The organism is Agrococcus sp. AC640b (assembly GCF_979255995.1).
Genome location: NZ_CEEDMM010000009.1, coordinates 25,391 through 47,158, shown reverse-complemented (window position 1 = coordinate 47,158; position 21,768 = coordinate 25,391). Strand labels below are relative to the sequence as shown.

The following is a 21,768-nucleotide window of genomic DNA, read 5'->3' as shown; positions in this document are numbered from 1 at the left end:
ATCAGGGTGGTCTGAGGGGCATCTTCCCTCGAACCCCCGGGATCGCCTGCGAAACGCGATCCGAACGGGGCGGGCGCGGCTGACGCAGCGCGGCGGGACGTCAGCGCGTCAGCAGCCGCTCGATCGCCTCGACGACGCCGTGCTCGACGTTCGAGCCTGCGACGTGGCGCGCACGCTCGCGCACCGTCGGATGCGCGTTGGCCATCGCGAACGAGTGCTCGGCGGCGTCGAGCATCTGCAGGTCGTTGAGGTAGTCGCCGAACACGGCCGTCTGCGACGCGTCGATGCCCAGGCGATCCTGCAGCGCACGCACTGCGACGCCCTTGTCGATCGTCCGGGACATGATGTCGACCCATCGGTGGCTCGACACGACGATCTGGTGCGTCGCCGAGAAGGCAGCGAGGCCCGCGGCGACCGCGACGGCGTCGTGGAAGTCGATGACGGCGAGCTTCAGGATCTCGTCGTCGTGCTCGAGCACGTCGTCGACGACCTCGAGCGCCGAGAAGTACTGCCCGGCCGCAGCGACGAACGCCTCGTCGCTGCGTTCGGCGACCGCGCCGCGCTTGCCGCACAGCACGATGCCGAGGTCGGCGCCGTCGGCCGCGAGTCCCCGCAGGGTGCGCACGATCGCGGCGGCGCCCTCGCGCTCGATCGTCACCGACGACAGCTCGACGCCGTCCTGCATGACGATCGAGCCGTTCTCGGCGATGACGACCATGCCCTCGATCGCCGGCTCGAAGAGATCGTGCAGCGCCGCGTACTGCCTGCCGCTCGCAGGCGCGAACACGATGCCGCGCTCCCGCAGCCGCTCGAGCTGGCTCCAGAGCCGGTCCGGCACGGCACCGTGCTCGTCGAGCAGCGTGCCGTCCATGTCGGAGACGATGAGGCGGATGTCGGCGTCGTCGAACGGATGGGCGGTCGCGAGGGCGTCGGTGGACGTCATGGAAGGTGCGTGCTCCTGGCTGCAGGTCGGGGGCCCGTGGCCCGTGGAGGGTCTGCGCCGTCGCAGCCTGAGGTCTGCATCCATGGTCGCATGCGCGATCCACGCCGGCCCCGACACGTTCGAACGTCATCCATGTCGTCCTCACGGGCGACGGTGGGATGCTGGTCGGCATGGCACGGGTGAGCGGGGCGACGGCGCTGCAGGGCGTGCGCGACCGCGTCGCCGCGCTCGCGCCCGGCGAGCTGCTGCCGGCCGAGCGCACCCTGGCTGCGGAGCTCGGCGTCGCCCGCATGACGGTGCGCGCCGCGATCGACGTGCTCGAGCGCGAGGGTCTCGTGCGCACGCGTCGCGGCGTCGGCACCGAGCGCCTCGCTCCCCCGGTGTCGCTGCAGGTGCGACTGCGGTCGTTCGCGAGCGCCGTGCGCGAGCACGGCATGCGACCCGAGACGCGGGTGCTGTCGTATGCGCGCAGCACCGAGCGGCCCGCGGAGGTGTCGGCGCACCTCGCGCTCGCCGACGACGCCGAGACCGTGCATCTGCGCAGGCTGCGCCTCGGCGACGACCGGCCGCTCGCGCTCGAGGACGCCTGGCTGCCCGTTGCCCTCGTGCCCGAGCTCGACAGGGAGGCCGCCGAGGGCAGCCTGTACGAGCTGCTCGAGCGGCTCGACCTGCTGCCGACGGAGGGCGTCGAGGTCGTGACCGCGGCGCTGCCGAGCGCCGAGGAGGTCGAGGTGCTCGAGATCGCCCCGACGTATCCCGTGCTGCGGCTCTCGCGCACGGCCGTGTCGGATGGCGTGCCCGTCGAGTACTCGCGCGTCACGTTCCCCGCCGACCGGTACGAGCTGACCTTCCCGCTCGCCGAGCGGCTCACGCTGCCGCTGGGCTGACGCCTCTCGGAGAGCGAGACCGGATCGAGACCTGCGCTGGTCTAGACCACGGGTGCGACCGCGGGTAGAGTCCCTGCAATCCCCCTCCCCTTCCCATGGAGTCGCACCATGAAGTTCCTTCAGAGGCTCGGCAAGTCGCTCATGCTGCCGATCGCCGTCCTGCCCGTCGCGGCGATCCTCTCCGGCATCGGATTCTGGATCGACACCGCCGCGGGCGAGAACGTCGCATCCGCGTTCTTCGCAGCCGCGGGCGGCGCGCTGCTCGACAACCTCCCGCTGCTCTTCGCCATCGGCGTCGCATTCGGCATGGCGTCGAAGTCGGACGGCACGGCAGCCCTCGCCGGTCTCGTCTCGTACCTCGTCATCACGCGCCTCCTCGACCCCGCGACCGTCCAGGGCCTCACGGGCGCCGCAGACGTCGCCGACGTGAACCCCGCCTTCGGCAACATCGAGAACGCCTTCATCGGCATCCTCGCGGGCCTCATCGGCGCCTTCTGCTTCGACCGCTTCAAGGACGTGCAGCTGCCGACGGCGCTGTCGTTCTTCTCCGGCAAGCGATCCGTCGCCATCGTCACCGCTGGTGCGTCGCTCGTCGTCGCGCTCGTGCTGTTCTTCGTCTGGCCGCTCGTCTTCGGCGGCCTCGTCGCCTTCGGCGAGCTGCTGCTGGGTCTCGGCCCCGTCGGCGCGGGCATCTACGGCTTCTTCAACCGCCTGCTGATCCCCACCGGCCTGCACCACGCGCTCAACTCGGTGTTCTGGTTCGACGTCGCCGGCATCAACGACCTCGGCAACTTCCTCAACAACACCGGCACGTACGGCGTCACCGGCCAGTACATGACGGGCTTCTTCCCCATCATGATGTTCGGCCTCCCCGGCGCTGCCCTCGCGATGTACCTCACCGCGAAGACCACCCGTCGCAAGGTGACCGCCGGCATCCTCATCGCGTCGGCATTCGCATCGTTCTTCGTCGGCGTCACCGAGCCGCTCGAGTTCGCCTTCATGTTCCTCGCACCGCCGCTGTACGTGCTGCACGCCGCGTTCACCGGCATCTCCATGGCGATCGCCGCCATGCTGCCCGTGCGCATGGGCTTCGGCTTCTCGGGCGGATTCATCGACCTCGTGCTCAACTGGGTGAACCCGTTGGCGCAGAACCCGTGGATCATCCTCGTGATGGGCGTGGCCTGGTTCGCCATCTACTTCGTCGTCTTCTACTTCCTCATCAAGCGCTTCGACCTGAAGACCCCGGGCCGGGAGGACGAGGAGATCGGCGTCGAGGGCGGCTCGGGCCCGTCGAAGTTCACCGCGCAGGCGGCCGCCATCCTCGCCGGCCTCGGCGGCAAGGACAACGTCGTCGACCTCGACAACTGCGCCACGCGCCTGCGCATGGAGATCGCCGACGTGTCGAAGGTCGACGACGCCGCCATCCGCCGAGCGGGTGCCGCTGGCGTCATGAAGCCCGGCGGCAGGTCGGTGCAGGTCATCTACGGCCTCGAGGTGCAGTTCGTGAAGGATGCGATGGAGGACCTCATCGCCGGTCGCGTCGAGACGCCGTCTGCCGCGGAGGTCGATGCCGCGGTCGAGTCCTCGGGCGGCTCCGGCGCCTCGACGGTCGCGACCGCCACGGTGCTCACGCTGCGCCAGCCCGTCGAGGGCGCCATCGTGCCGCTGAGCCAGGTGCCCGATGCGACCTTCGCAGACGGCATCATGGGCCCCGGCGTCGCGATCGAGCCGACGGGCGACACCGTCGTGGCACCCGCAGACGGCACCGTCGCGCACGTGTTCCCCACGGGCCACGCCGTCGCGCTCGTGCTGTCCGACGGCGTCGAGCTGCTCGTGCACGTCGGCATCGACACCGTCGAGATGGGCGGATCGGGCTTCGAGACGCTCGTCGCGGTCGGCGACGAGGTCACCGAGGGCACGCCGCTGCTGCGCTTCGACCTCGCAGCCATCCGCGCAGCCGGCCACCCCACCGTGACGCCCGTGATCGTGCTGAACGGCGGCGACACCGAGCTGCGACTGCGGTAGCCCAGCTCGCCGCGAGGCCCCGCCACCCGAACCGAACCGGAGGAGAGAGCATGCGCTCGACCATCACCCGAATCGATCGACGGAGGCGGGGCCTTCGCGCGTCGCTCGCGATCCCGCTCGTCGCCGCGACCGCCATCGCGCTCGTCGGCTGCTCCGACGACGGGGGCGGCGCCGGCGCCGAGCAGACCGACGGCGAGCCGAGCGTCGAGGAGCTCTTCGACGCCGTCGACAACGCCTCGCCCACCTCCGAGCGCGTGCAGGCGCTCACCGACATCGCGATGCACTACTACTGGGACGGCGGCGACCTCACCGAGGTCGAGGAGGAGTTCTTCCAGGGCGTCACGCTGCATGGCGACTACGACGTCGTCGCCGAGGCGATGGGGCAGGCCGTCGAGATCGACCCCTACGACCTCGACCTGCGCTACGGGCTCGCCTCGGCGCAGCTGCTGCAGGACGACGTGGAGGCCGCGATCGCCACGCTCGACGAGATCGTCGTGCTCGACCCCGACGCGTACGACGCGCACCTGCGCGCCGCCGCGTACAGCCGCGCATCCGGCGACGAGGACGGCTACCTCGCCCACGTGGTCGAGCTGCAGCGCATCGACCCCGAGCGTGCCGCCGACGACATCGCGAGCCTCGACGCTGCTGCATCCGCTGCCGACCTCGCGCTCGTCGAGGACGTGCCGACCGACCTGCCGGAGCAGGGCCACGCGTTCGTCGTGCTCGGGTACGCGCTCGCCGACGACGGCTCGATGGAGCAGACGCTGCTCGACCGGCTCGACGTCGCGCTCGAGGCGGCCGAGGCGTACCCGGACTCGACGCTCATCGTCTCCGGCGGCGTGCCGCAGGAGGGCGTGACCGAGGCGAGCGCCATGACCGAGTGGCTCGTCGAGCAGGGCGTCGACGAGGACCGCATCGTGCAGGAGGCCCTCGCGACCGACACCGTCGAGAACGCGATGTTCTCGCTGCGTCTCGCCGCCGACCACGACATCGAGACCGTCACGGTCATCTCGAGCGCATCGCACATGCGTCGCGCCATCACGATCTTCGACGAGGTCGCAGGCTCCCTCGGCCCGGCCATGGGGCTCGACGTCACGGGTGACGAGCTCACGAACGTCGTCGCGATGGACTACGACTCCGCCGAGGAGGCCGCCGAGGTCACGCCCCAGGAGCAGCTCGTGATCTACCGCGACCTGCTGCGCGCCTCCGGCGTGTGGGCCTTCCCCGGCCTGCAGCGCTAGCAGCGCCGTGGGAGCGGGTGCCATCGGCGTCCGCTCCCACAGGTGCGAGCGCGAAACCCAGCCCGCGCGGCGCAGGTCGTGCCGCTCGCGCGCCGGGGCAACGACCCCCTGCTCCAACCCGAGGCCTCCCACCCGCTCCCTGAGGGGCGGGTTGTCGGCGCAGCGCACCCAGCGGGGTGGGAGGCAGCAGCGCGCGTCAGGCGTCGACGAGCTCCCGCCTCGCCCGGCGACGCGCGACGACGCGGCTCCGCACCGTGGCGGCGAGCACGATCGCCAGCACCGCGTACAGCACGACCGGGATGGGGCTCTGCACGAGCACCGTCAGGTCGCCGTCGGCGCTGAGCGCAGCGTCGCGCAGGCTCGTCTCGGCGAGCGGGCCGAGCACCATGCCGATGATGAGCGGCGCGAGCGGCACGTCGAGCGCGCGCATGAGGAACCCGACGATGCCGATGCCCAGCAGCATGAGCAGGTCGAACGTCGAGCCGCTCGTCGCGTAGATGCCGAGCCCGCAGAACACCGCGATGCCCGCGTACAGGTACGCGCGCGGGATGCGCAGCAGCTTCGCCCACACCATCGCGAACGGCAGGTTGATGATGAGCAGCACCACCATCGCGATGAAGAAGCTCGCCAGCAGCGCCCACACGAGATCCGGTGCGCGATCGAAGAGCAGCGGCCCCGGCTGCAGACCGTACTGGCGGAACGCCGCGAGCATGATGGCCGCGGTCGCCGAGATCGGCAGCCCCAGCGACAGCAGGGCGCCCATGGCCATGCCCGTCGTCGAGTTGCCTGCCGCCTCGGGGGCCGCGAGGCCGCGGATCGCGCCCTTCCCGAACTGCGGATCCTTGCGACGCGCATCCAGACGCTTCTCGACGCCGTACGCGAGGAACGTGGGGATCTCCGAGCCACCGGCGGGCACGACGCCGAACGGCAGGCCGATCGCGGTGCCGCGCAGCCACGCAGGCGCCGCCTCGCGCAGCTCCCGCTTCGACAGCCACGGCCGCCCCTTCGGCTCGACGATCCTGCCGTCCTTCAGGTGGCGCGCGAGGCACGCGACGTAGATGACCTCGCCGAGCGCGAGGATCGCGACCGTCACGGTGACGAGCGAGATGCCGTCGAACAGCTCGGGCACGTCCATCGTGAATCGCGGCGCGCCCGAGATGCCGTCGATGCCGATCACCGCGATGCCGAGGCCCACGCACAGCGCGCCCAGACCCTTCAACGCGTCGTCGGTCACGACGGACGACGTCGTGACGAACGCGAACAGCGCGAGCGCGAAGAACTCGGCAGGGCCGAAGCTCGCCGAGAACGACGCGAGCGCCGGCGCGAGGAACACCACGGCGATCGAGGCGATGAAGCCACCGACGAACGCGCCGATCGCCGCGGTCGCGAGCGCCTGCGCCGCCCGACCGTTCAGCGCCATCTTGTGGCCCTCGAACGTCGACGCGATCGCCGATGCCTGGCCGGGCGTGTTCATGAGGATGCCCATGGTGGAGTCGCCGAACAGCCCGCCGAAGTAGACGCCGGCGAACATGATGAACGCCGCGGTCGGGTCGAGCGAGAACGTCACGGGCAGCAGCAGCGCCACCGCCATCGACGAGCCGAGGCCGGGCAGGACGCCGACGGCGGTGCCCAGGAGGCAGCCGACGACGACCCAGATGAGGTTCTGCCACGTGAGGGCTCCTGCGAACCCGTCGGCGAGGAGTGCGAGCACGTCCATGTCAGAACCCCCATCCGACGATGCCGGAGGGCAGCGACAGCTCGAGCAGCATGTCGAACGCGATGTAGCTGAGCGAGCTCACCGTGAGCCCGATGAGCAACGGGCGAAGCCAGCCGTCCGCGCCGAGCCCCTTCGCGACGCCGAGGAACAGCAGACCCGCTGCGACGATCCACCCGAGCACGTCGAGCAGCAGCGCGAAGCCCGCGAACGACAGCACGACCCACGCGAGGGAGCGCACGTCGATGCGCACCTTCCTGTCGGGCTCCGACGTCTGGGCCTGCTCGATCTCGTCGCCGCGCACGTCGAGCAGCACGGCGGCGGCGACGTCGTCTGCCGCCTGCCGCTGCGCTGCGCGGTCTGCGCGCACGAAGCGCACGACGAGCAGCGCAGACAGCAGCAGCAGCGCCGCGACGATGAGCCCGGGGAAGAACTGCGGCCCGGGGAACGAGGTGCCCTCCGGCACCTGCATCGTCACGATGCCGACGATGAGGTACGCGGCGAACGCCGTGAGCAGGGCGGGCACCGTGAGCTCCTTCGCGAGCTCGGCGGCGCGGCCAGGGCCAGCGCGGAACGACAGCCGTTGGCCGACGACCGCCGACGACGCCGTCGGGTTGCTCTGCATCCTCATCGTCCCAGCTCCTCGTACAGCGTCTCGATGCGGTCGCGCTCCTCGTCGAGGAACGACTGCAGGTCGTCGCCCGTGATGATCCGCTCGCTCCAGTGGTATCGCTCCTGCGCGTCGGCCCACTCCGGGGTCTCGAGCGTCTCGAGCACGATGTCGGTCAGGGCCTGCGTCTGCTCGTCGTCGAGCCCGCCGGGGGCTGCGACCATGCGCCAGTTCGTGAGGCTCACGTCGTAGCCCTGCTCGGCGGCGGTGGGGATGTCGATGCCGTCGACGGGCTCCGCTGCGACGAGCGCGAGGGCCCGCAGCCTGCCGGACTCGATCTGGTCGATGTTGTCGGGATACCCGCCCGCCGCCGCGGCGGCCGTGCCGTTCAGCAGGGCCTGGATGGCCTCGCCGCCACCGTCGGACGGGATGTAGCTCGTGTCGGTCGGCTCGATGCCTGCCGAGACGGCGAGCTCGGTCATGACGAGCTGGTCGAACGACCCGCCGCCGGTCCACGGCACCGAGCCTGGCGACTCGGCCCATGCGGTCACGAGGTCGTCGAGCGTCTCGAACGGCGAGTCGGCTGGGACGACGATGACGTCGTACTCCTCGACGGTGACGGCCAGTGGCGTGATGTCATCGTGGGTGGCGGCGGAGCCGAACTGGATCTCGGCGGCGAGCAGCCCCGTGCCGCCGATGAGCAGCGTGTCCGTCTGCCCCTCGAGGCGTGCGACGTTGCCGAGCGCGATCGTGCCGCCGGCGCCGGGCATGTTCACGACCTGCACGGAGTTGACGATGCCGTTCGCGCGCTGCGCCTGCTGCATCGCACGGGCCGCGCCATCCCAGCCGCCACCCGCGGCCGCTGGCGCGACGATCGTCAGCGCACGCGTCGGGTCTCCGCCCGCGGCTGCCGACGTGATCGAGCCGTAGCCCGCGACGCCGATCGACGCTGCGGCGATGACCCCGCCGATGACGCGTCTGGCGGTGCGGCGACCGCGGAGCGTCGCACGCGGTGCCGTCTCTGGCTGCTCATCCATGATCGCTCCCCTCCCGCGCACGTCGTCGTCGCGCAGGTCGAGAAGTACGATGGCAGCCGCCGACGCGACCGCATGGCCGCCGACGGGATTGTGCTCATTGACGCTCACGGCGTCGTCGACGAGGAGGTGCGTCACGGTCAGCCGTTCCTCGCGCGCCGGTCGCATCGCCGTGCTGGCGCTGCCGAGCGTCATCGTGCTCGCCGCGACGGGCATCACGACCGGCATCGCCGCCGCCGTGCAGGAGCAGAGCATCCGCACGGGCGTGGTCGAGCAGGTGTCGGGCGTCGCGAGGAGCCTCGCGACGCTGCCGGAGGTGCAGGATGCGGTGACCTCCGTCGTCGATGCCGGCTCGCCTGACGACCTCGCAGACGACGTCGACCTCCAGGCTGCGACGTCGGCGCTGCAGCCCATCGCGTCGCTCGTCGAGGACTCGGCAGGCGTCTCCTACGTCGTCGTGACCGACGACGAGGGCGTGCGCATCACGCATCCGAGCGCAGCCGAGCGCGGCGAGCTCGTGGAGACGACGACGGAGCTCGTGCTCGCCGGCGAGGAGTTCGTCGGCACCGAGACGGGCCCGTCGGGGCCGACGCTGCGGGCGAAGGTGCCGATCCGCGACGCCGACGGCATCGTGATCGGCATGGTCGCCGTCGGGGTGCTCGAGTCGGAGATCGCTGCCGACCGCGAGCGGGCGTTCGGCGACCTGCTGCCGTGGAGCCTCGGGGCGCTGCTCGCCGCGACGCTCGCGAGCGTCCTGCTGTCGGTCGCGATCGCGCGCAGGCTTCGGCATGCGGACGCCGTCGACGCGGAGGCGACGCAGATGCGCAGGACGACGGATGCGCTGCGCGAGCAGGCGCACGAGTTCGGCACGCGCCTGCACGTCGTGCGCGGGCTCGTCGCGCAGGGGCAGGGCGACGACGCCGTGGCGTACATCGACGCGGTGACGCCGGCGCTCACGCGGACGGCGGGCGCGTCGGCTCCTCGGCGCGGCGCGGTCGCGACGGCGACGATCGAGGCCGTCCGCAGCGAGCTCGACGCGCACGGCGCGCTGCTCGAGCTGCGCGTCGACGACGACGTCGCGCTCGACGACGACGTGCTGCTCGTGCTGACGAACCTGTGCAGGAACGCGGCGGAGGCGGGCGCGACGCTCGTGCGCGCGACGCTGGAGGTGCGCGGCGGCACCGTCGTCATCGCGGTCGAGGACGACGGCCACGGCATCGACCCCGGCGACGCGCACCGCATCTTCGCCCGCGGCTGGTCGTCGCGGCACGATGCGACGGGGCTCGGGAGGGGCATCGGGCTCGACGTCGTGCGCCGCACGGTCGCCGACCGCGACGGGTCGGTCGTCGTGGGGCGCTCGGCGCTCGGCGGCGCCCGCCTCGACGTCGAGATGGCGGTGACGTCGTGACCGCACCCGTCCGCGTGCTCGTCGTCGACGACGACGCGGGTGCGCGAGCGCTGCATGCGCGATGGGTGTCGGCGATGGACGGGTTCGCGGTCGTGGGCTCTGCGGCATCCGGGCGCGCAGCGCTCGGGTTCGTCGCGCACGGCGTCGATCTGGTGCTGCTCGACATGCGGCTGCCCGACATCAGCGGCGTGGAGGTGCTGCATCGCATGCGCATCGCCGGCGCGACGGGCACCGACGTGCTCGTCGTCAGCTCGTCGCGCGACCAGGTGACGGTGCGGCAGGCGCTCGCCGCGCACGTCGTCGGCTACCTCATCAAGCCGTTCGACCGCGAGGTGCTGCAGGCGAGGCTGCTCGCGTACGCGGCGGAGCGGCGCGCGCGCGACGCCGCCGACCGCGACGTGCCGCTCGCGCAGGGTGAGGTGGATCGCCTGCTCTCGACCGGCTCGCTGCGCACCGTGGCACCGGTGCCCACGCCGACGCCGCTGCCGAAGGGGCTCAGCGAGCCGACGCTCGATCGCGTGCTCGCAGCGCTCGACCCCGTGGCGACCGCGTCGGCGACGGAGGTCGCAGCGGCGGCGGGCGTGTCGCGCGCCACGGCCAGGCGCTACCTCGAGCACCTCGTCGCGTCGGGCGCCATCGCGCTCGCGCACCGGTACGGCCGCCGTGGTCGGCCCGAGGTGCTGTACCGGCTCGCACCGTCGCCCTGAGCATGCAGCGAGGGCCGCACCCCTCATGGGATGCGGCCCTCGATGCGTGTCGGTCGCGCCTACTTGGCGGCGACGACCTCGAGCGTGATGCTCGCGACGAGGTCGTCGCGAAGACGCGCCGTCGCCTTGTGCGTGCCCGTGACCTTGATCGGGGTCGGGATGGTGATGACGCGCTTGTCGAGCGAGCCGAGGCCCTGCTCCGACACCGCGTTCGCGATGTCCTGCGTCTGCACCGAGCCGAAGAGACGACCCTCCTTGCCCGCCTTGACGGCGAGACGGAGCGCGGTGGCCTCGAGCTTGAGCTTGAGGTCCTGCGCCTCCTCGATCGTCGCGTGCTCGCGCGCGGCGCGGGCCGACTTGATCTGCTCGACCTGCTTCTCGCCACCGCGGGTCCACGGCGTCGCGAAGCCCTGCGGCACGAGGTAGTTGCGGGCGTACCCGTTCTTCACCTCGATGACGTCGCCTGCGATGCCGAGGCCGGAGACCTCGTTCGTGAGAATGACCTTCGCCATGTCAGATCCTTCCTCAGCGCCCGGCGCCGGAGTACGGCAGGAGCGCCATCTCGCGGGCGTTCTTGATCGCCTTCGCGATGAGACGCTGCTCCTGCACCGATGCGCCGGTGATGCGACGGGCACGGATCTTGCCGCGCTCCGAGATGAACTTCTTCAGCGTCGCGACATCCTTCCAGTCGATGACGCCGACGGTGATGGCCTTCGCCGGTGCGACCGGCTTCCCGCCCTTGGGTCCACGACCCCGGCGGCCCTGCGGCTTTCCAGCCATAGTGCTTCCTGCTCTCTTGTCTTGCTGACGGCCCTAGAAGGGCGTCTCGTCGTTGTAGGAGGTGCCGGGTGCGCCCCAGACGTCGCCGCCCTGGCCCCCCTGCGTCGCGCCGGAGGGCTGAGCAGCGGGCTGACCCCACGGCTCGTCCGCGACGGCGCCCTGCTGCTGACCGCCACCGGCGAACTGGCCGCCGCCGCGGTTGCCGCCGCCGCCACCCTGCGAACGGGTGACCTGCGCGGTCGCGTAGCGGAGGCTGGGGCCGATCTCGTCGACCTCCAGCTCGATGACGGTGCGCTTCTCGCCCTGCTGCGTGTCGAACGACCGCTGCTTCAGGCGACCCTGCGCGATGACGCGGCTGCCCTTGGTGAGGCTCTGCGAGACGTGCTCGGCGAACTCACGCCACACCGACGCGCGGAGGAACAGCGCCTCGCCGTCCTTCCACTCGTTCGCCTGACGGTCGAACGTGCGCGGGGTGGAGGCGATGGTGAAGTTCGCGACGGCGAGACCGCTCTGCGTGTAGCGCAGCTCGGGGTCGGCAGTGAGGTTGCCGACGACCGTGACGATCGTCTCGCCAGCCATCAGGCTGCCTCGGGCGTCGTCTTCGCCGGACGCGCTGCTGCGCGTGCTGCCTTGGCCTCGTCCTTCGCGGCCTTCTCGGCGCGCTGGGCGATGACCTCGTCACGACGGAGGACCTTCGTGCGGATGACGGCCTCGGACAGACCCAGCTGTCGGTCGAGCTCGCGCGTCGCCTCGGGCGTCGCGGTGAAGTCGATGACGGCGTAGATGCCCTCGGTCTTCTTGTCGATCTCGTATGCGAATCGACGACGGCCCCAGATGTCCACGTTCTCGATCTCGCCCTCTGCGGTGCGGATGACACCGAGGAACTTCTCGAGAGACGGGGCGACGGTGCGCTCGTCGATGGCCGGGTCGAGGATGACCATCAGCTCATAGGGATGCATGCTTCACCCACCTCCTTCGGACTCGAACGGCTGCAGACGTTCTGCAGCAGGAGGGTATGCATGCTGCCCGGCGTGGCCGGACAACCTGCCAAGACTAGCGCAGCGACGGCATGCCGCGCCACACCCGCGTCGCAGGCCGCGACGAGCGGTCGATCGTCAGTCGGCCGGGCGCTGCGCCCACCACTCGCGCAGCAGCGCCTCGGCGCGCTCGGGGCCCAGCTGCCCGTGCTCGATGCGGGCGTCGAGCAGCATCCGGTACGCCTCGCCCACCGCACGCGACGGACGGATGCCGAGGATCGCCATGATCTGCTCGCCGTCGAGGTCGGGTCGCATCGCGTCGAGCTGCTCCTGCTCCTGCAGCTCGGCGATGCGGTGCTCGAGGTCGTCGTAGGCGAAGTCGAGCCGCTCCGCCTTCTTCCGGTTGCGCGTCGTGACGTCGGATCGGGTGAGGATGTGCAGGCGCTCGAGCTGCGGCCCCGCGTCGCGCACGTAGCGGCGCACGGCGGCGTCGGTCCACTGCGCGTCCATGTAGCCGTAGAAGCGCAGGTGCAGCTCGACGAGCCGCGCGACGGCCTTCACGGTGTCGTTGTCGAAGCGCAGCGCCTTCAGCCGCTTCGCCGCGAGTCGCGAGCCGACGACGTCGTGGTTGTAGAAGGTGACGGCGCCTGCCTCCACATGCCGCGTCGCAGGCTTGCCGATGTCGTGCAGCAGCCCCGCGAGGCGCGACACGACGTCGGGCGCGGAGCCCGGGTTGCGCGACGCCTCGAGCGCGATGCCCTGCCGCAGCACCGTGAGCGAGTGCTCGTACACGTCCTTGTGATGCGCGTGCTCGTCGACCTCGAGCCGCAGCGCCGGCACCTCGGGCAGCACGTGGTCGAGGATGCCCGCATCCGTCAGCAGGCGAAGCCCGCCCGTCGGGTCGGAGGTCGACAGCAGCTTCACGAGCTCGTCGCGCACGCGCTCGGCGCTGATGTGGTCGATCGTCGCCGCGGCATCCGCCATCGCCTGCTGCACCCGGTCGACCACGACGAACCCCAGCTGCGCCTGGAAGCGCGCGGCGCGCAGCATGCGCAGCGGATCGTCGCGGAACGAGTCCTCAGGCGCCTGGGGCGTGTCGAGCACGCCGGCGAGCAGATGCTCGAGGCCACCTCCGACGTCGACGAGCCGCGGCGCGACGCGCTCCACCGGCCCTCGAGCGGCAGCGTCGCCGTCGACGCGCGCCACGAGCTGCAGCGCCATCGCGTTCACGGTGAAGTCGCGCCGAGCGAGGTCGTCCTCGAGGCGGTCGCCGAACGTCACCTCCGGCTTGCGCGAGCGCCGGTCGTACACGTCGGCCCGGTAGGTCGTGACCTCGACGGTCTCGCCTGCGATGCGGCACGCGATCGTGCCGAAGTCGCGCCCCACGTCCCACTGCGCATCCGAGATGCGGCGCACGATGCGCAGGATGTCGTCCGCTCGCGCGTCGGTCGTGTAGTCGAGGTCGGTCGTGGCCCTGCCCAGCAGCGCGTCGCGCACCGGCCCGCCCACGAGCGACAGCTCGAAGCCGGCTGCGGCGAACGCATCGGCGAGCACCGTCGTCGGCTCGGATGCCGCGACGTCCTGCAGGCGTGCGGTCGCCTCGGCCATGCTCGTCACGGTCAGCCATCCTGCCAGCACCCGCCGCCGCGCGTCGCCGCTCGGGGCGACGATGCAGCGCAGCGCTCGTAGACTGTCGGCATGCTCGCGGCGGGTGGGCGCGTGCAGCGCGCGCTGGCGATGACGATCGCCTCGCTCGGCGCGCTCGGAGCCGTGGCCCTCGCGCCGACGACGGCGGCCGCTGCGGTCGACGATGCGAATCCCTCGGTCGCCCCCGTCGATCCGGTGCTCGAGACGGGGCAGGACCTCGTGGTCGAGGTCGGCATCGGCACCGACGCGACCGACGACCTCGACGTCGACGTGCTCCTCGGCTCCCGAGCCCTCTCGACCCGCACCGCGTTGACGCAGTGGCTCGAGGGGACCTCGTCGCCCGGGCTCGCGACCGTCGCGACCGCGACCATCCCGGCCGGCGCGTCGAGCGTCGAGGTCACCGTGCCGGCCGACGACCTGCCGTGGGCGGACTCCACGAACGGCGCGATGCTGCTCGCCGCCGACGTGGAGGGTCTCGACGACACCCTCCGCTCGCTCGTGACGCTCGACCTGCCCGACGGCGCCTCGACGCGTCTGGCGATGTCGATGCAGGCGACGACGCCAGCCACCGAGTCCGGGCTCCTCGGTGCCGACGAGCTCGCCGCGGCGGTCGCCGATGGCGGCGTCCTCGCCGAGCAGCTCGCCGTCGCCGAGCGCGGCGTCGCGTTCGGCATCGACCCCGTCGTGCCCGCGAGCATCGCAGCGCTCGGCGACGCCGCGCCCGACGAGGCCGTCGCATGGCTCGACGCGGCGCGCGCCCTGCCGCAGACGTACGCGCTGCCCTACGGCGGCGCCGACCCCGTGGCGCTCGCGCGCTCCAGCGTGCCGGCGCCGACCATCGCGGGCATCCCGGACGCGACGGGGGCCGTGCTGCCTGCCACGCTCGCCGAGGTGCCCACGACGCTCGCACCCGTCGTCGACGCCACGGCATCGTCGGTCGACGCCGCCCTGCTCGCGACGCTCGCGGCGGGCTCGACCGTCGTCGTCGACACCGACGACCTCGACGAGACGCTCGACCGCCTCACCCCCAGCGCGCACGTCGCCGTCGGCAGCGCATCCGTGCTCGCCGCCGACGCCGAGCTGCAGCGACTCGTGCGCGCCGCGGTCGATCCCGACGCCGCATCCTCCGGCGACGGCATCGCCCGCACGATGGCGCTGCTGGCGACCATCACGCGCGAGGCGCCCGCCGTGCAGCGCACGCTCGTGGCGGCGCTGCCGACGGACGCCGACCCGACCGCCGCCCTCGCGCTGCAGGAGGCGATCGGATCGGTCGACTGGGTCGAGCCGACCGGCATCGCCGTCGCGCTCGGCGACACCGCCCGCGACGGCGCCCTCGTCTCCTCCCCCGCGACGCAGGACGAGCTGGATGCCGCAGCGCGCATCGAGGCGATCGTCGACGCCATGGCGATCGCCGAGTCGGTCACGACGGCGCTCGACGACCCCTCGACCCTCATCGCCACCGTGCGCCTCCAGGCGCTCGCAGCCATCGCCACCGCGACGCGCGACGACGACGCGGGCGCCCTCGACCGCTTCGTGGCGCTCATCGCCCCGCTGCGCGCTCCCGTGACGATCGTCGAAGGCGGCGACACGGCACTGCTGGGCAGCCCCGCCGAGCTGCAGGTGACGCTCGAGAACGCCCTCGACGTCGACGTCACCGTGCTGCTGTCCGGCCGCACCGGCACGAACGCCGTCTCGCTGCCAGACGAGCCCATCGAGGTCGCCGTGCCCGCGGGCGGACGCGTGCGCGTGCCGATGCCCGTCGACGTCGTCGCGGCAGGCGACGGCGTCGTGCGACTGGAGGTGACCACGCGCGACGACGTCGTGCTCGACACCGCCGCGCTGCGCATCACCGCGCAGCCGGCCTTCGAGACGATCCTGCTCGTCGTCGTCGCCCTCGCCGCCGCGCTGCTGCTGGGCTTCGGCATCCTCCGCTCCATCCGCAAGCGGCGGGCCGGCACCGCACGAGGCGACATCGACCCGAGGACCGAGCAGCTCGCCGTCGCCGAGGCGCGCGACGCCGGCGCTGCCGAACGGCGCGAGGACTCCACACCCACCGACCCCCCGGGAGCACGATGACCGACGCCACGAACGAGGCGGCGGCGGCCGAGACGCCTCCTGGCACTCGGACCGCGAGCGTGCAGCGATCGAGCGCCATCCTCGCCGCCGGCACGATGGTGTCGCGCCTGCTCGGGTTCGTGAAGGCTGGCTTGCTGGCCGTCGTCATCGGCAACACGGGATCGCAGGCGGCTGCGTCGTTCGGTCTCGCCAACCAGCTGCCGAACAACGTCTACATCCTCGTCGCCGGCGGCGTCATGTCGGCCGTGCTCGTGCCGGCCATCGTGAAGGCCAGCCTCGGCGACGACGGCGGCCAGGCGTTCGTGCGCAAGCTGCTGACCCTCGGCGGCACCATCTTCCTGCTGCTCGCGCTCATCGCGACCCTCGCGGCTCCCGTCCTCGTGAACCTGTACGCGTCGAGCGGCGACGACGGCGGCTTCACGAGCGAGCAGATGGCCCTCGCGATCGCCCTCGCCTACTGGTGCCTGCCGCAGATCTTCTTCTACGCGCTGTACACGCTGCTCGGCGAGATCTTCAACGCCCGCGGGCAGTTCGGCCCGTACACCTGGGCGCCCGTGCTCAACAACGTCGTCTCGATCGCCGGTCTCGTGCTCGTGCTGCTGCTGGTCGGCGACCGCACGATCGACCCCGCGGCGTGGACGCCCGATCGCGTCGCACTGCTCGGCGGTGTCACGACCGCGGGCGTCGCGGTGCAGGCCCTCGTGCTGGTGCTGCTCTTCCGGCGCACGGGCATGACCTTCAAGCTGGACTTCGGGTGGCGTGGCGTGGGGCTGCGCGCCACGGGCCAGCGCGCTGGATGGCTGTTCGGCGTCGTCGTCATCGGCCAGATCAAGGGGCTCGCGCAGTCGCGCGTCGTGACCCTCGCCGACCCGGACGGCGCGAACCTGTTCACGATGCAGAACGCATGGTTCGTGTTCTCGTTGCCGCACTCGGTGATCGCGGTGTCGATCGCGATCGCGTACTTCACGCGGATGTCGCACCACGCGTCGAGGGGCGACCTCGTGGGCATCCGCGCCGATGTGAGCGGAGCGCTGCGCGGCGTCGGGATGCTCACGACCATCAGCGCCGTCGTGCTCGCCGTCGTCTCCGTGCCGTTCTGGCGCTACTTCGATGCATCGTTCGAGGACATGCTGCAGTCGTCGTTCGTGCTGTGGGCCATGCTCATCGGCCTCGTGGCCTTCAGCGCCGAGTACGTGCTGCAGCGCGTGTACTTCGCGCTCGAGGACACCAGGACGCCGTTCCTGTACGCGTTGTTCGGCATGCTCGTGACGTTCACCCTGCTGTGGGCCTGCACCCTGCTGCCCGGCCTCTGGGTCGTCGCGGGCGCGTCGTTGGCCGTCACGATCGCCAACCTCGTCTCCTGCTCCGTCTGGATCTGGCTCGTGCGGCGCAAGATCGGCGCGTTCGGCTTCCGTCTCATCGCCAAGCGGCACCTGCAGTACCTCGCATACGCGCTCATCGCCGCGATCCCCGGCGTGCTCGTCGTCTGGGGGCTCGGGGGCTTCCGCGCCGACGGGTGGGCGACCTCTGCCACGGCACCCGCGCTCGTGACCTCGACGCTCGCAGGCCTCGCGATGGCGGTCGTCTACTTCGGCCTGCTGTTCCTCACGCGCAACCCCGACTTCCGGTCGACCCTCGACCTCGTGCTGTCGCGCTTCACAGGCCGCCGCCGTAGCGTGGGCGGCGACGGCGCAGCAGCCCGTCGGGACTGACCTCAGGAGGCGACATGCCGCATCCGCTCGCCAGGCTCGTGGCGCCCGTCATCGTCGGCGTCGCCGCCGGCATCGGTGCCGTCGTCGCCCAGGCCGTGCTCGTTCGCCGCGCACCCGCGCAGCCGTCGCTGGGCGCACCCGAGCGTCCGCTCGCGTTCCACGGCTGGTGGTCGTCCGACGAGTCCTCCCCCATGGCGTACGCGCACCCCGCCGTCGTGTTCGTCGACGGCGCCACGGGCACGATCGTCGACTCGTGGGATCGCCACCGCCGCTCGCGCGTCGCGAACCCTCGCATCGTCGGCTCCGAGCCGCTGCAGACCGACGCCGTCTCGGTGCTCGACGCGACCACCGGCGACGTGCTCCAGTCGCTGCCCGTGGAGGGAATGGCCCGGGGCTAGCATCGGTTGACGAGCAGTGAGCGCCAGCGTGGCGCGTGAGCGAAAGGCACCCGTGCACGACGTCATCATCATCGGATCCGGCCCCGCCGGGTACACCGCGGCCATCTACGCCGCCCGCGCGAACCTCGCACCGGTGGTGCTCGCGTCGAGCGTCGAGGCCGGCGGCGACCTCATGACGACGACCGAGGTCGACAACTTCCCGGGCTTCCCGGAGGGCGTCATGGGTCCCGACCTCATGTTCAACATGCAGCAGCAGGCCGAGCGCTTCGGTGCCGACGTGCGGCTCGACGACGTCACCGAGCTCGAGCTCGACGGCCCCGTCAAGCGGGTGCATGTCGGCGACGAGGTGCTCGAGGCCCGCACCGTCATCTTCGCGACGGGCTCCGCGTACCGTCGCCTGGGCCTGCCTGGCGAGGACCGCCTCTCTGGCCACGGCGTCTCCTGGTGCGCGACGTGCGATGGGTTCTTCTTCAAGGAGAAGCACCTCGTCGTCGTCGGCGGCGGCGACTCCGCCATGGAGGAGGCGACCTTCCTCACGAAGTTCGCCGCGACCGTCACGATCGTGCACCGCTCGGAGACGTTCCGCGCGAGTGCCGCGATGCTCGACCGCGCAGCGGCCGACCCGAAGATCTCGTTCCTCACGAACGCCGTCGTCACCGACATCCTCGGCGAGACGGCCGTGCAGGGCATCGCGGTGCGCGACACGGTGACGGGCGAGACGCGCGAGCTGCCGATCGACGGCGTGTTCGTCGCCATCGGCTCCGACCCGCGCACGCACCTCGTGCACGGCAAGCTCGACCTCACGACCGAGGGCACCATCGCCGTCGATGGCCGCTCCTCGCGGACGAACGTCCCCGGCGTCTTCGCCGCAGGCGACGTCATCGACCCCACGTACCGTCAGGCCATCACGGCCGCCGGCTCGGGCACCGTCGCGGCGCTCGATGCCCAGCACTACCTGGCTGAGCTGCCCGAGGCAGTTCCGGCCTGAGAAGGAGGAATCCCATGAAGAACGTCACGACCGACTCGTTCCAGGCCGACGTGCTGGAGGCCGACAAGGCGATCCTCGTCGACTTCTGGGCTGAGTGGTGCGGCCCGTGCCGTGCCGTCGGCCCCATCCTCGAGCAGATCGACGGCGAGACCGAGAAGCTCGACGTCGTCAAGGTCAACGTCGACGAGAACCCCGACCTCGCGATGCGCTACGGCATCACCTCCATCCCCGCGATGAAGGTGTTCGTCGGCGGCGAGGTGAAGAAGGAGCTCATCGGCGCGAAGCCGAAGGCCGCCCTCGAGGCGGATCTCGCAGCCTTCCTCTGATCGACCACGCATCCCGCGAGGGATGCACGAAGGGCCCCGGGTCGCACCCGGGGCCCTTCGTCGTGTGCGGCGCAGACGCTACGGCGCGAGGCTGACGGCGTCGCCGAACGGCTGCTCTCCCAGCTCGCTCAGGATGCGGTTGAGGTCGGCGACGGTCGCGAAGTCGACGACGATCTGACCCTTCGAACGGCCCAGGCTCACGCGGACCCGCGTGTCGAGACGGTCGGTGAGGCGCTCGGCGACCTCGTCGAGCCCTCGCTGCACGCCTCCCCGCTGCGGACGACGCGGCACGCGCGCCTGCGCGACGCTCGCAGCGTGCTCGGCGGCTCGAACTGAGAGTTCCTCGTTTACGATGCGGTCGGCGAGGCGCGCCATCGCGTCCTCGTCGTCCACCGAGAGGATCGCCCGTGCATGACCGGCGCTCAGCACACCTGATGCGACGCGCGTCTGGATCGTCTCGGGCAGACGCAGGAGGCGAATGGTGTTCGAGATCTGCGGGCGGCTCCGACCGATGCGCCTCGAGAGCTCGTCCTGCGTGATCGAGAAGTCCGACATGAGCTGCTGGTAGGCGGAGGCCTCCTCCAGCGGGTTCAGGTCTGCTCGGTGGAGGTTCTCGAGCAGCGCGTCCCGCAGCATCTCGTCGTCGGGCGTGTCCTTGATGAGCGCGGGCACGGACGCCTTGCCTGCGCGCCGCGAGGCACGCCAACGACGCTCGCCCATGATGAGCTCGAACCGATCGGCCGACCCTTCGAGCGGGCGCACGACGATGGGCTGGAGCACGCCGAACTCACGGATGGAGTGCTCGAGCTCCGACAGGTCGTCCTCGTCGAAGACATCTCGCGGCTGCGCACGGTTGGGCACGATCGCGTCGAGCGGCAGCTCGGCGAGCCGAGCGCCTGGCACCGCGGCCAGCTCTGCGCCATCGGCAGCCCTCGCTGCCGGGAAGAACACGTCGACCGGGCGATCGCGCATGGGATCGGGCTGCCTGGCGTCGTCGACGTCAGCGGGAGCCGGTGCCGTGGGGATCAGGGCGCCGATGCCCCGTCCGAGACCGGTTCGCTTGCTCATGCTGCTCCTCGTTGTGCGATCTCGGCGGCCGCCTCGCGGTAGGCGAGCGCGCCGGGAGAGTTCGGGTCGTACGCGAGCACCGTCTGACCGAAGCCAGGTGCCTCCGAGATCCTGACGGTCCTCGGGATGATGGTCTGCAGCGCGACGTCGCCGAAGTGCGAGCGCACCTCGTCGGCGACCTGCTTCGAGAGCAGCGTGCGCCCGTCGTACATCGTCAGCAGCACCGTCGAGAGCGACAGGGAGGGGTTGAGGTGCGCCTTGATGCGCTCGATCGTGTCGAGCAGCTGGGTCACGCCCTCGAGGGCGTAGTACTCGCACTGGATCGGCAGCAGCACCTCGGTGGCGGCCGTGAAGGCGTTGATGGTGAGCAGGCCGAGCGATGGCGGGCAGTCGATGAACACGTAGTGGATGGGCTCATCCCGTGACGCGAGGTACTGCTGCAGCGCGGCACGGAGCCGGAACTCGCGGCGCTCGAGGGGGGCGAGCTCGAGGTCTGCGCCTGCGAGATGGATGGTCGACGGCACGCCGAAGAGCCCTTCCGAGTCGGCGCTCGGCTGCACGGCGTCGGCCAGGGCGGTCTCGTCGACGAGGACGTCGTACGTGCTCGTGACGTCGGCGTTGTGAGGGATGCCGAGGGCCGTGGATGCGTTGCCCTGCGGGTCCAGGTCGACGACGAGCACGCGTGCACCCGCGCGGACCAACGACGACGCGAGGTTCACGGCCGAGGTGGTCTTGCCCACGCCACCCTTCTGGTTGACGACGGCGATCACCCTGGTCTCCGTGGGGAGCGGATGCGCCGCATTCGCCAACGCCGAGCGTCGCTTCGCCATGTCCGCCATCTCGCGCGCGATCGGCGTGGTGTCGAATCGACCCGTCGTCTGCACCGGAACCCCGTCCTCTCTCGGTCGTGTTTCACGTGAAACATCACGCACGCGTCCGTTGTCCCATGGTCATCTTCCGGCATCGGACGCTGCTTCGCCAACTCGACCGGCGCGTCCTCGCACGAGCCGACCTGTGGAGAGCTGTGGATAACCTCGCCGCGCGCAGCAGGAGCTCGTCAGCGCCGTGCCAAGCACCCACAGATCCCGTTCTGCCGCGTGTTTGCAGGGATCTCAGGTCAGTGGACCCTGCGACGACGCCGCTCATGGTCGCGCGAACGCGCGACGTTCTCCACAGTTCTCCACAGGTCGGGGGATGAATCGTTCGATCATCATGCGATCTCATGCG

The 21,768-nt window shown here is 71.3% G+C and carries 21 protein-coding genes; 10 read left to right on the top strand and 11 right to left on the bottom strand.

Annotated elements, in window-relative coordinates; genetic code table 11:
- Nucleotides 1-100: 100 nt before the first annotated feature.
- A complete protein-coding gene (locus tag ACZ6H8_RS05345) occupies nt 101-943 on the bottom strand; it encodes an HAD family hydrolase (RefSeq protein ID WP_464145216.1) in 843 nt (280 codons plus the stop codon).
- A 170-nt stretch (nt 944-1,113) separates the two neighbouring features.
- On the opposite strand from ACZ6H8_RS05345, the gene ACZ6H8_RS05340 reads away from it, so the two are divergent.
- The 3 genes from ACZ6H8_RS05340 to ACZ6H8_RS05330 all read left to right on the top strand — a co-directional run bounded on the left by ACZ6H8_RS05340 (nt 1,114) and on the right by ACZ6H8_RS05330 (nt 5,096).
- Entirely contained in the window at nt 1,114-1,830 is a 717-nt protein-coding gene (locus tag ACZ6H8_RS05340) for a GntR family transcriptional regulator (protein WP_464145214.1), read from the top strand.
- Between the two features lie 108 nt (nt 1,831-1,938).
- Nucleotides 1,939-3,855: an N-acetylglucosamine-specific PTS transporter subunit IIBC gene (gene nagE / locus ACZ6H8_RS05335; protein WP_464145212.1), complete on the top strand. Its 1,917-nt coding sequence runs from the start codon at nt 1,939-1,941 to the stop codon at nt 3,853-3,855.
- A 50-nt stretch (nt 3,856-3,905) separates the two neighbouring features.
- Nucleotides 3,906-5,096, top strand: coding sequence for an ElyC/SanA/YdcF family protein (locus tag ACZ6H8_RS05330; RefSeq protein WP_464145211.1), 1,191 nt, complete (start codon nt 3,906-3,908; stop codon nt 5,094-5,096).
- A 196-nt stretch (nt 5,097-5,292) separates the two neighbouring features.
- Here ACZ6H8_RS05330 and ACZ6H8_RS05325 read toward each other — a convergent pair whose 3' ends face one another.
- From ACZ6H8_RS05325 to ACZ6H8_RS05315, 3 genes are read right to left on the bottom strand one after another with little or no spacing between them, the layout of a single operon-like run.
- Nucleotides 5,293-6,813: a tripartite tricarboxylate transporter permease gene (locus tag ACZ6H8_RS05325; protein WP_464145209.1), complete on the bottom strand. Its 1,521-nt coding sequence runs from the start codon at nt 6,811-6,813 to the stop codon at nt 5,293-5,295.
- A 1-nt stretch (nt 6,814) separates the two neighbouring features.
- Nucleotides 6,815-7,441, bottom strand: a complete 627-nt coding sequence (locus tag ACZ6H8_RS05320) for a tripartite tricarboxylate transporter TctB family protein (protein ID WP_464145207.1) — start codon at nt 7,439-7,441, stop codon at nt 6,815-6,817.
- Complete coding sequence (locus ACZ6H8_RS05315) at nt 7,438-8,457, bottom strand: tripartite tricarboxylate transporter substrate binding protein (protein ID WP_464145322.1); 1,020 nt, start codon at nt 8,455-8,457, stop codon at nt 7,438-7,440. The genes ACZ6H8_RS05320 and ACZ6H8_RS05315 overlap by 4 nt, the downstream gene beginning before the upstream one ends.
- 169 nt (nt 8,458-8,626) lie before the next feature.
- Here ACZ6H8_RS05315 and ACZ6H8_RS05310 point away from each other — a divergent pair, with 169 nt between their 5' ends.
- Together ACZ6H8_RS05310 and ACZ6H8_RS05305 are read left to right on the top strand one after the other, a co-directional pair.
- Nucleotides 8,627-9,862 carry a sensor histidine kinase gene (locus ACZ6H8_RS05310; RefSeq protein ID WP_464145205.1) on the top strand — a complete coding sequence of 412 codons (1,236 nt, stop codon included), beginning with the start codon at nt 8,627-8,629 and terminating at the stop codon, nt 9,860-9,862.
- Complete coding sequence (locus ACZ6H8_RS05305; RefSeq protein ID WP_464145204.1) at nt 9,859-10,569, top strand: response regulator transcription factor; 711 nt, start codon at nt 9,859-9,861, stop codon at nt 10,567-10,569. The genes ACZ6H8_RS05310 and ACZ6H8_RS05305 overlap by 4 nt, the downstream gene beginning before the upstream one ends.
- 59 nt (nt 10,570-10,628) lie before the next feature.
- Here ACZ6H8_RS05305 and rplI read toward each other — a convergent pair whose 3' ends face one another.
- The 5 genes from rplI to ACZ6H8_RS05280 form a co-directional block, all read right to left on the bottom strand.
- Complete coding sequence (rplI, locus tag ACZ6H8_RS05300) at nt 10,629-11,081, bottom strand: 50S ribosomal protein L9 (RefSeq protein ID WP_464145202.1); 453 nt, start codon at nt 11,079-11,081, stop codon at nt 10,629-10,631.
- Between the two features lie 13 nt (nt 11,082-11,094).
- Nucleotides 11,095-11,349: a 30S ribosomal protein S18 gene (gene rpsR / locus ACZ6H8_RS05295; RefSeq protein WP_092503972.1), complete on the bottom strand. Its 255-nt coding sequence runs from the start codon at nt 11,347-11,349 to the stop codon at nt 11,095-11,097.
- Between the two features lie 33 nt (nt 11,350-11,382).
- The gene (locus ACZ6H8_RS05290) at nt 11,383-11,928 is read right to left on the bottom strand and encodes a single-stranded DNA-binding protein (protein WP_464145201.1); all 546 of its coding nucleotides are present in this window, start codon (nt 11,926-11,928) and stop codon (nt 11,383-11,385) included.
- On the bottom strand, nt 11,928-12,308 hold the full coding sequence (gene rpsF / locus ACZ6H8_RS05285) for a 30S ribosomal protein S6 (RefSeq protein WP_464145199.1): 381 nt from the start codon (nt 12,306-12,308) through the stop codon (nt 11,928-11,930). Before rpsF ends, ACZ6H8_RS05290 begins: the two co-directional genes overlap by 1 nt.
- A gap of 156 nt (nt 12,309-12,464) precedes the next feature.
- Nucleotides 12,465-13,934 (bottom strand): CCA tRNA nucleotidyltransferase, encoded by a 1,470-nt coding sequence (locus tag ACZ6H8_RS05280; RefSeq protein WP_464145321.1) that lies wholly within the window; start codon nt 13,932-13,934, stop codon nt 12,465-12,467.
- A gap of 90 nt (nt 13,935-14,024) precedes the next feature.
- Here ACZ6H8_RS05280 and ACZ6H8_RS05275 point away from each other — a divergent pair, with 90 nt between their 5' ends.
- The 5 genes from ACZ6H8_RS05275 to trxA are packed head-to-tail and all read left to right on the top strand — an operon-like array spanning nt 14,025 to nt 19,473.
- Nucleotides 14,025-16,049, top strand: a complete 2,025-nt coding sequence (locus tag ACZ6H8_RS05275; RefSeq protein WP_464145198.1) for a DUF6049 family protein — start codon at nt 14,025-14,027, stop codon at nt 16,047-16,049.
- Complete coding sequence (gene murJ / locus ACZ6H8_RS05270; protein WP_464145196.1) at nt 16,046-17,761, top strand: murein biosynthesis integral membrane protein MurJ; 1,716 nt, start codon at nt 16,046-16,048, stop codon at nt 17,759-17,761. The genes ACZ6H8_RS05275 and murJ overlap by 4 nt, the downstream gene beginning before the upstream one ends.
- A gap of 14 nt (nt 17,762-17,775) precedes the next feature.
- A complete protein-coding gene (locus ACZ6H8_RS05265; RefSeq protein ID WP_464145194.1) occupies nt 17,776-18,159 on the top strand; it encodes a hypothetical protein in 384 nt (127 codons plus the stop codon).
- A 52-nt stretch (nt 18,160-18,211) separates the two neighbouring features.
- Nucleotides 18,212-19,147, top strand: coding sequence for a thioredoxin-disulfide reductase (gene trxB / locus ACZ6H8_RS05260; protein WP_464145319.1), 936 nt, complete (start codon nt 18,212-18,214; stop codon nt 19,145-19,147).
- 14 nt (nt 19,148-19,161) lie between these two features.
- Nucleotides 19,162-19,473 carry a thioredoxin gene (trxA, locus tag ACZ6H8_RS05255; RefSeq protein ID WP_464145191.1) on the top strand — a complete coding sequence of 104 codons (312 nt, stop codon included), beginning with the start codon at nt 19,162-19,164 and terminating at the stop codon, nt 19,471-19,473.
- A gap of 78 nt (nt 19,474-19,551) precedes the next feature.
- Here trxA and ACZ6H8_RS05250 read toward each other — a convergent pair whose 3' ends face one another.
- Together ACZ6H8_RS05250 and ACZ6H8_RS05245 are read right to left on the bottom strand one after the other, a co-directional pair.
- The gene (locus ACZ6H8_RS05250) at nt 19,552-20,541 is read right to left on the bottom strand and encodes a ParB/RepB/Spo0J family partition protein (RefSeq protein WP_464145189.1); all 990 of its coding nucleotides are present in this window, start codon (nt 20,539-20,541) and stop codon (nt 19,552-19,554) included.
- Nucleotides 20,538-21,371, bottom strand: a complete 834-nt coding sequence (locus tag ACZ6H8_RS05245; protein WP_464145188.1) for a ParA family protein — start codon at nt 21,369-21,371, stop codon at nt 20,538-20,540. The genes ACZ6H8_RS05250 and ACZ6H8_RS05245 overlap by 4 nt, the downstream gene beginning before the upstream one ends.
- Nucleotides 21,372-21,768 lie beyond the last annotated feature (397 nt).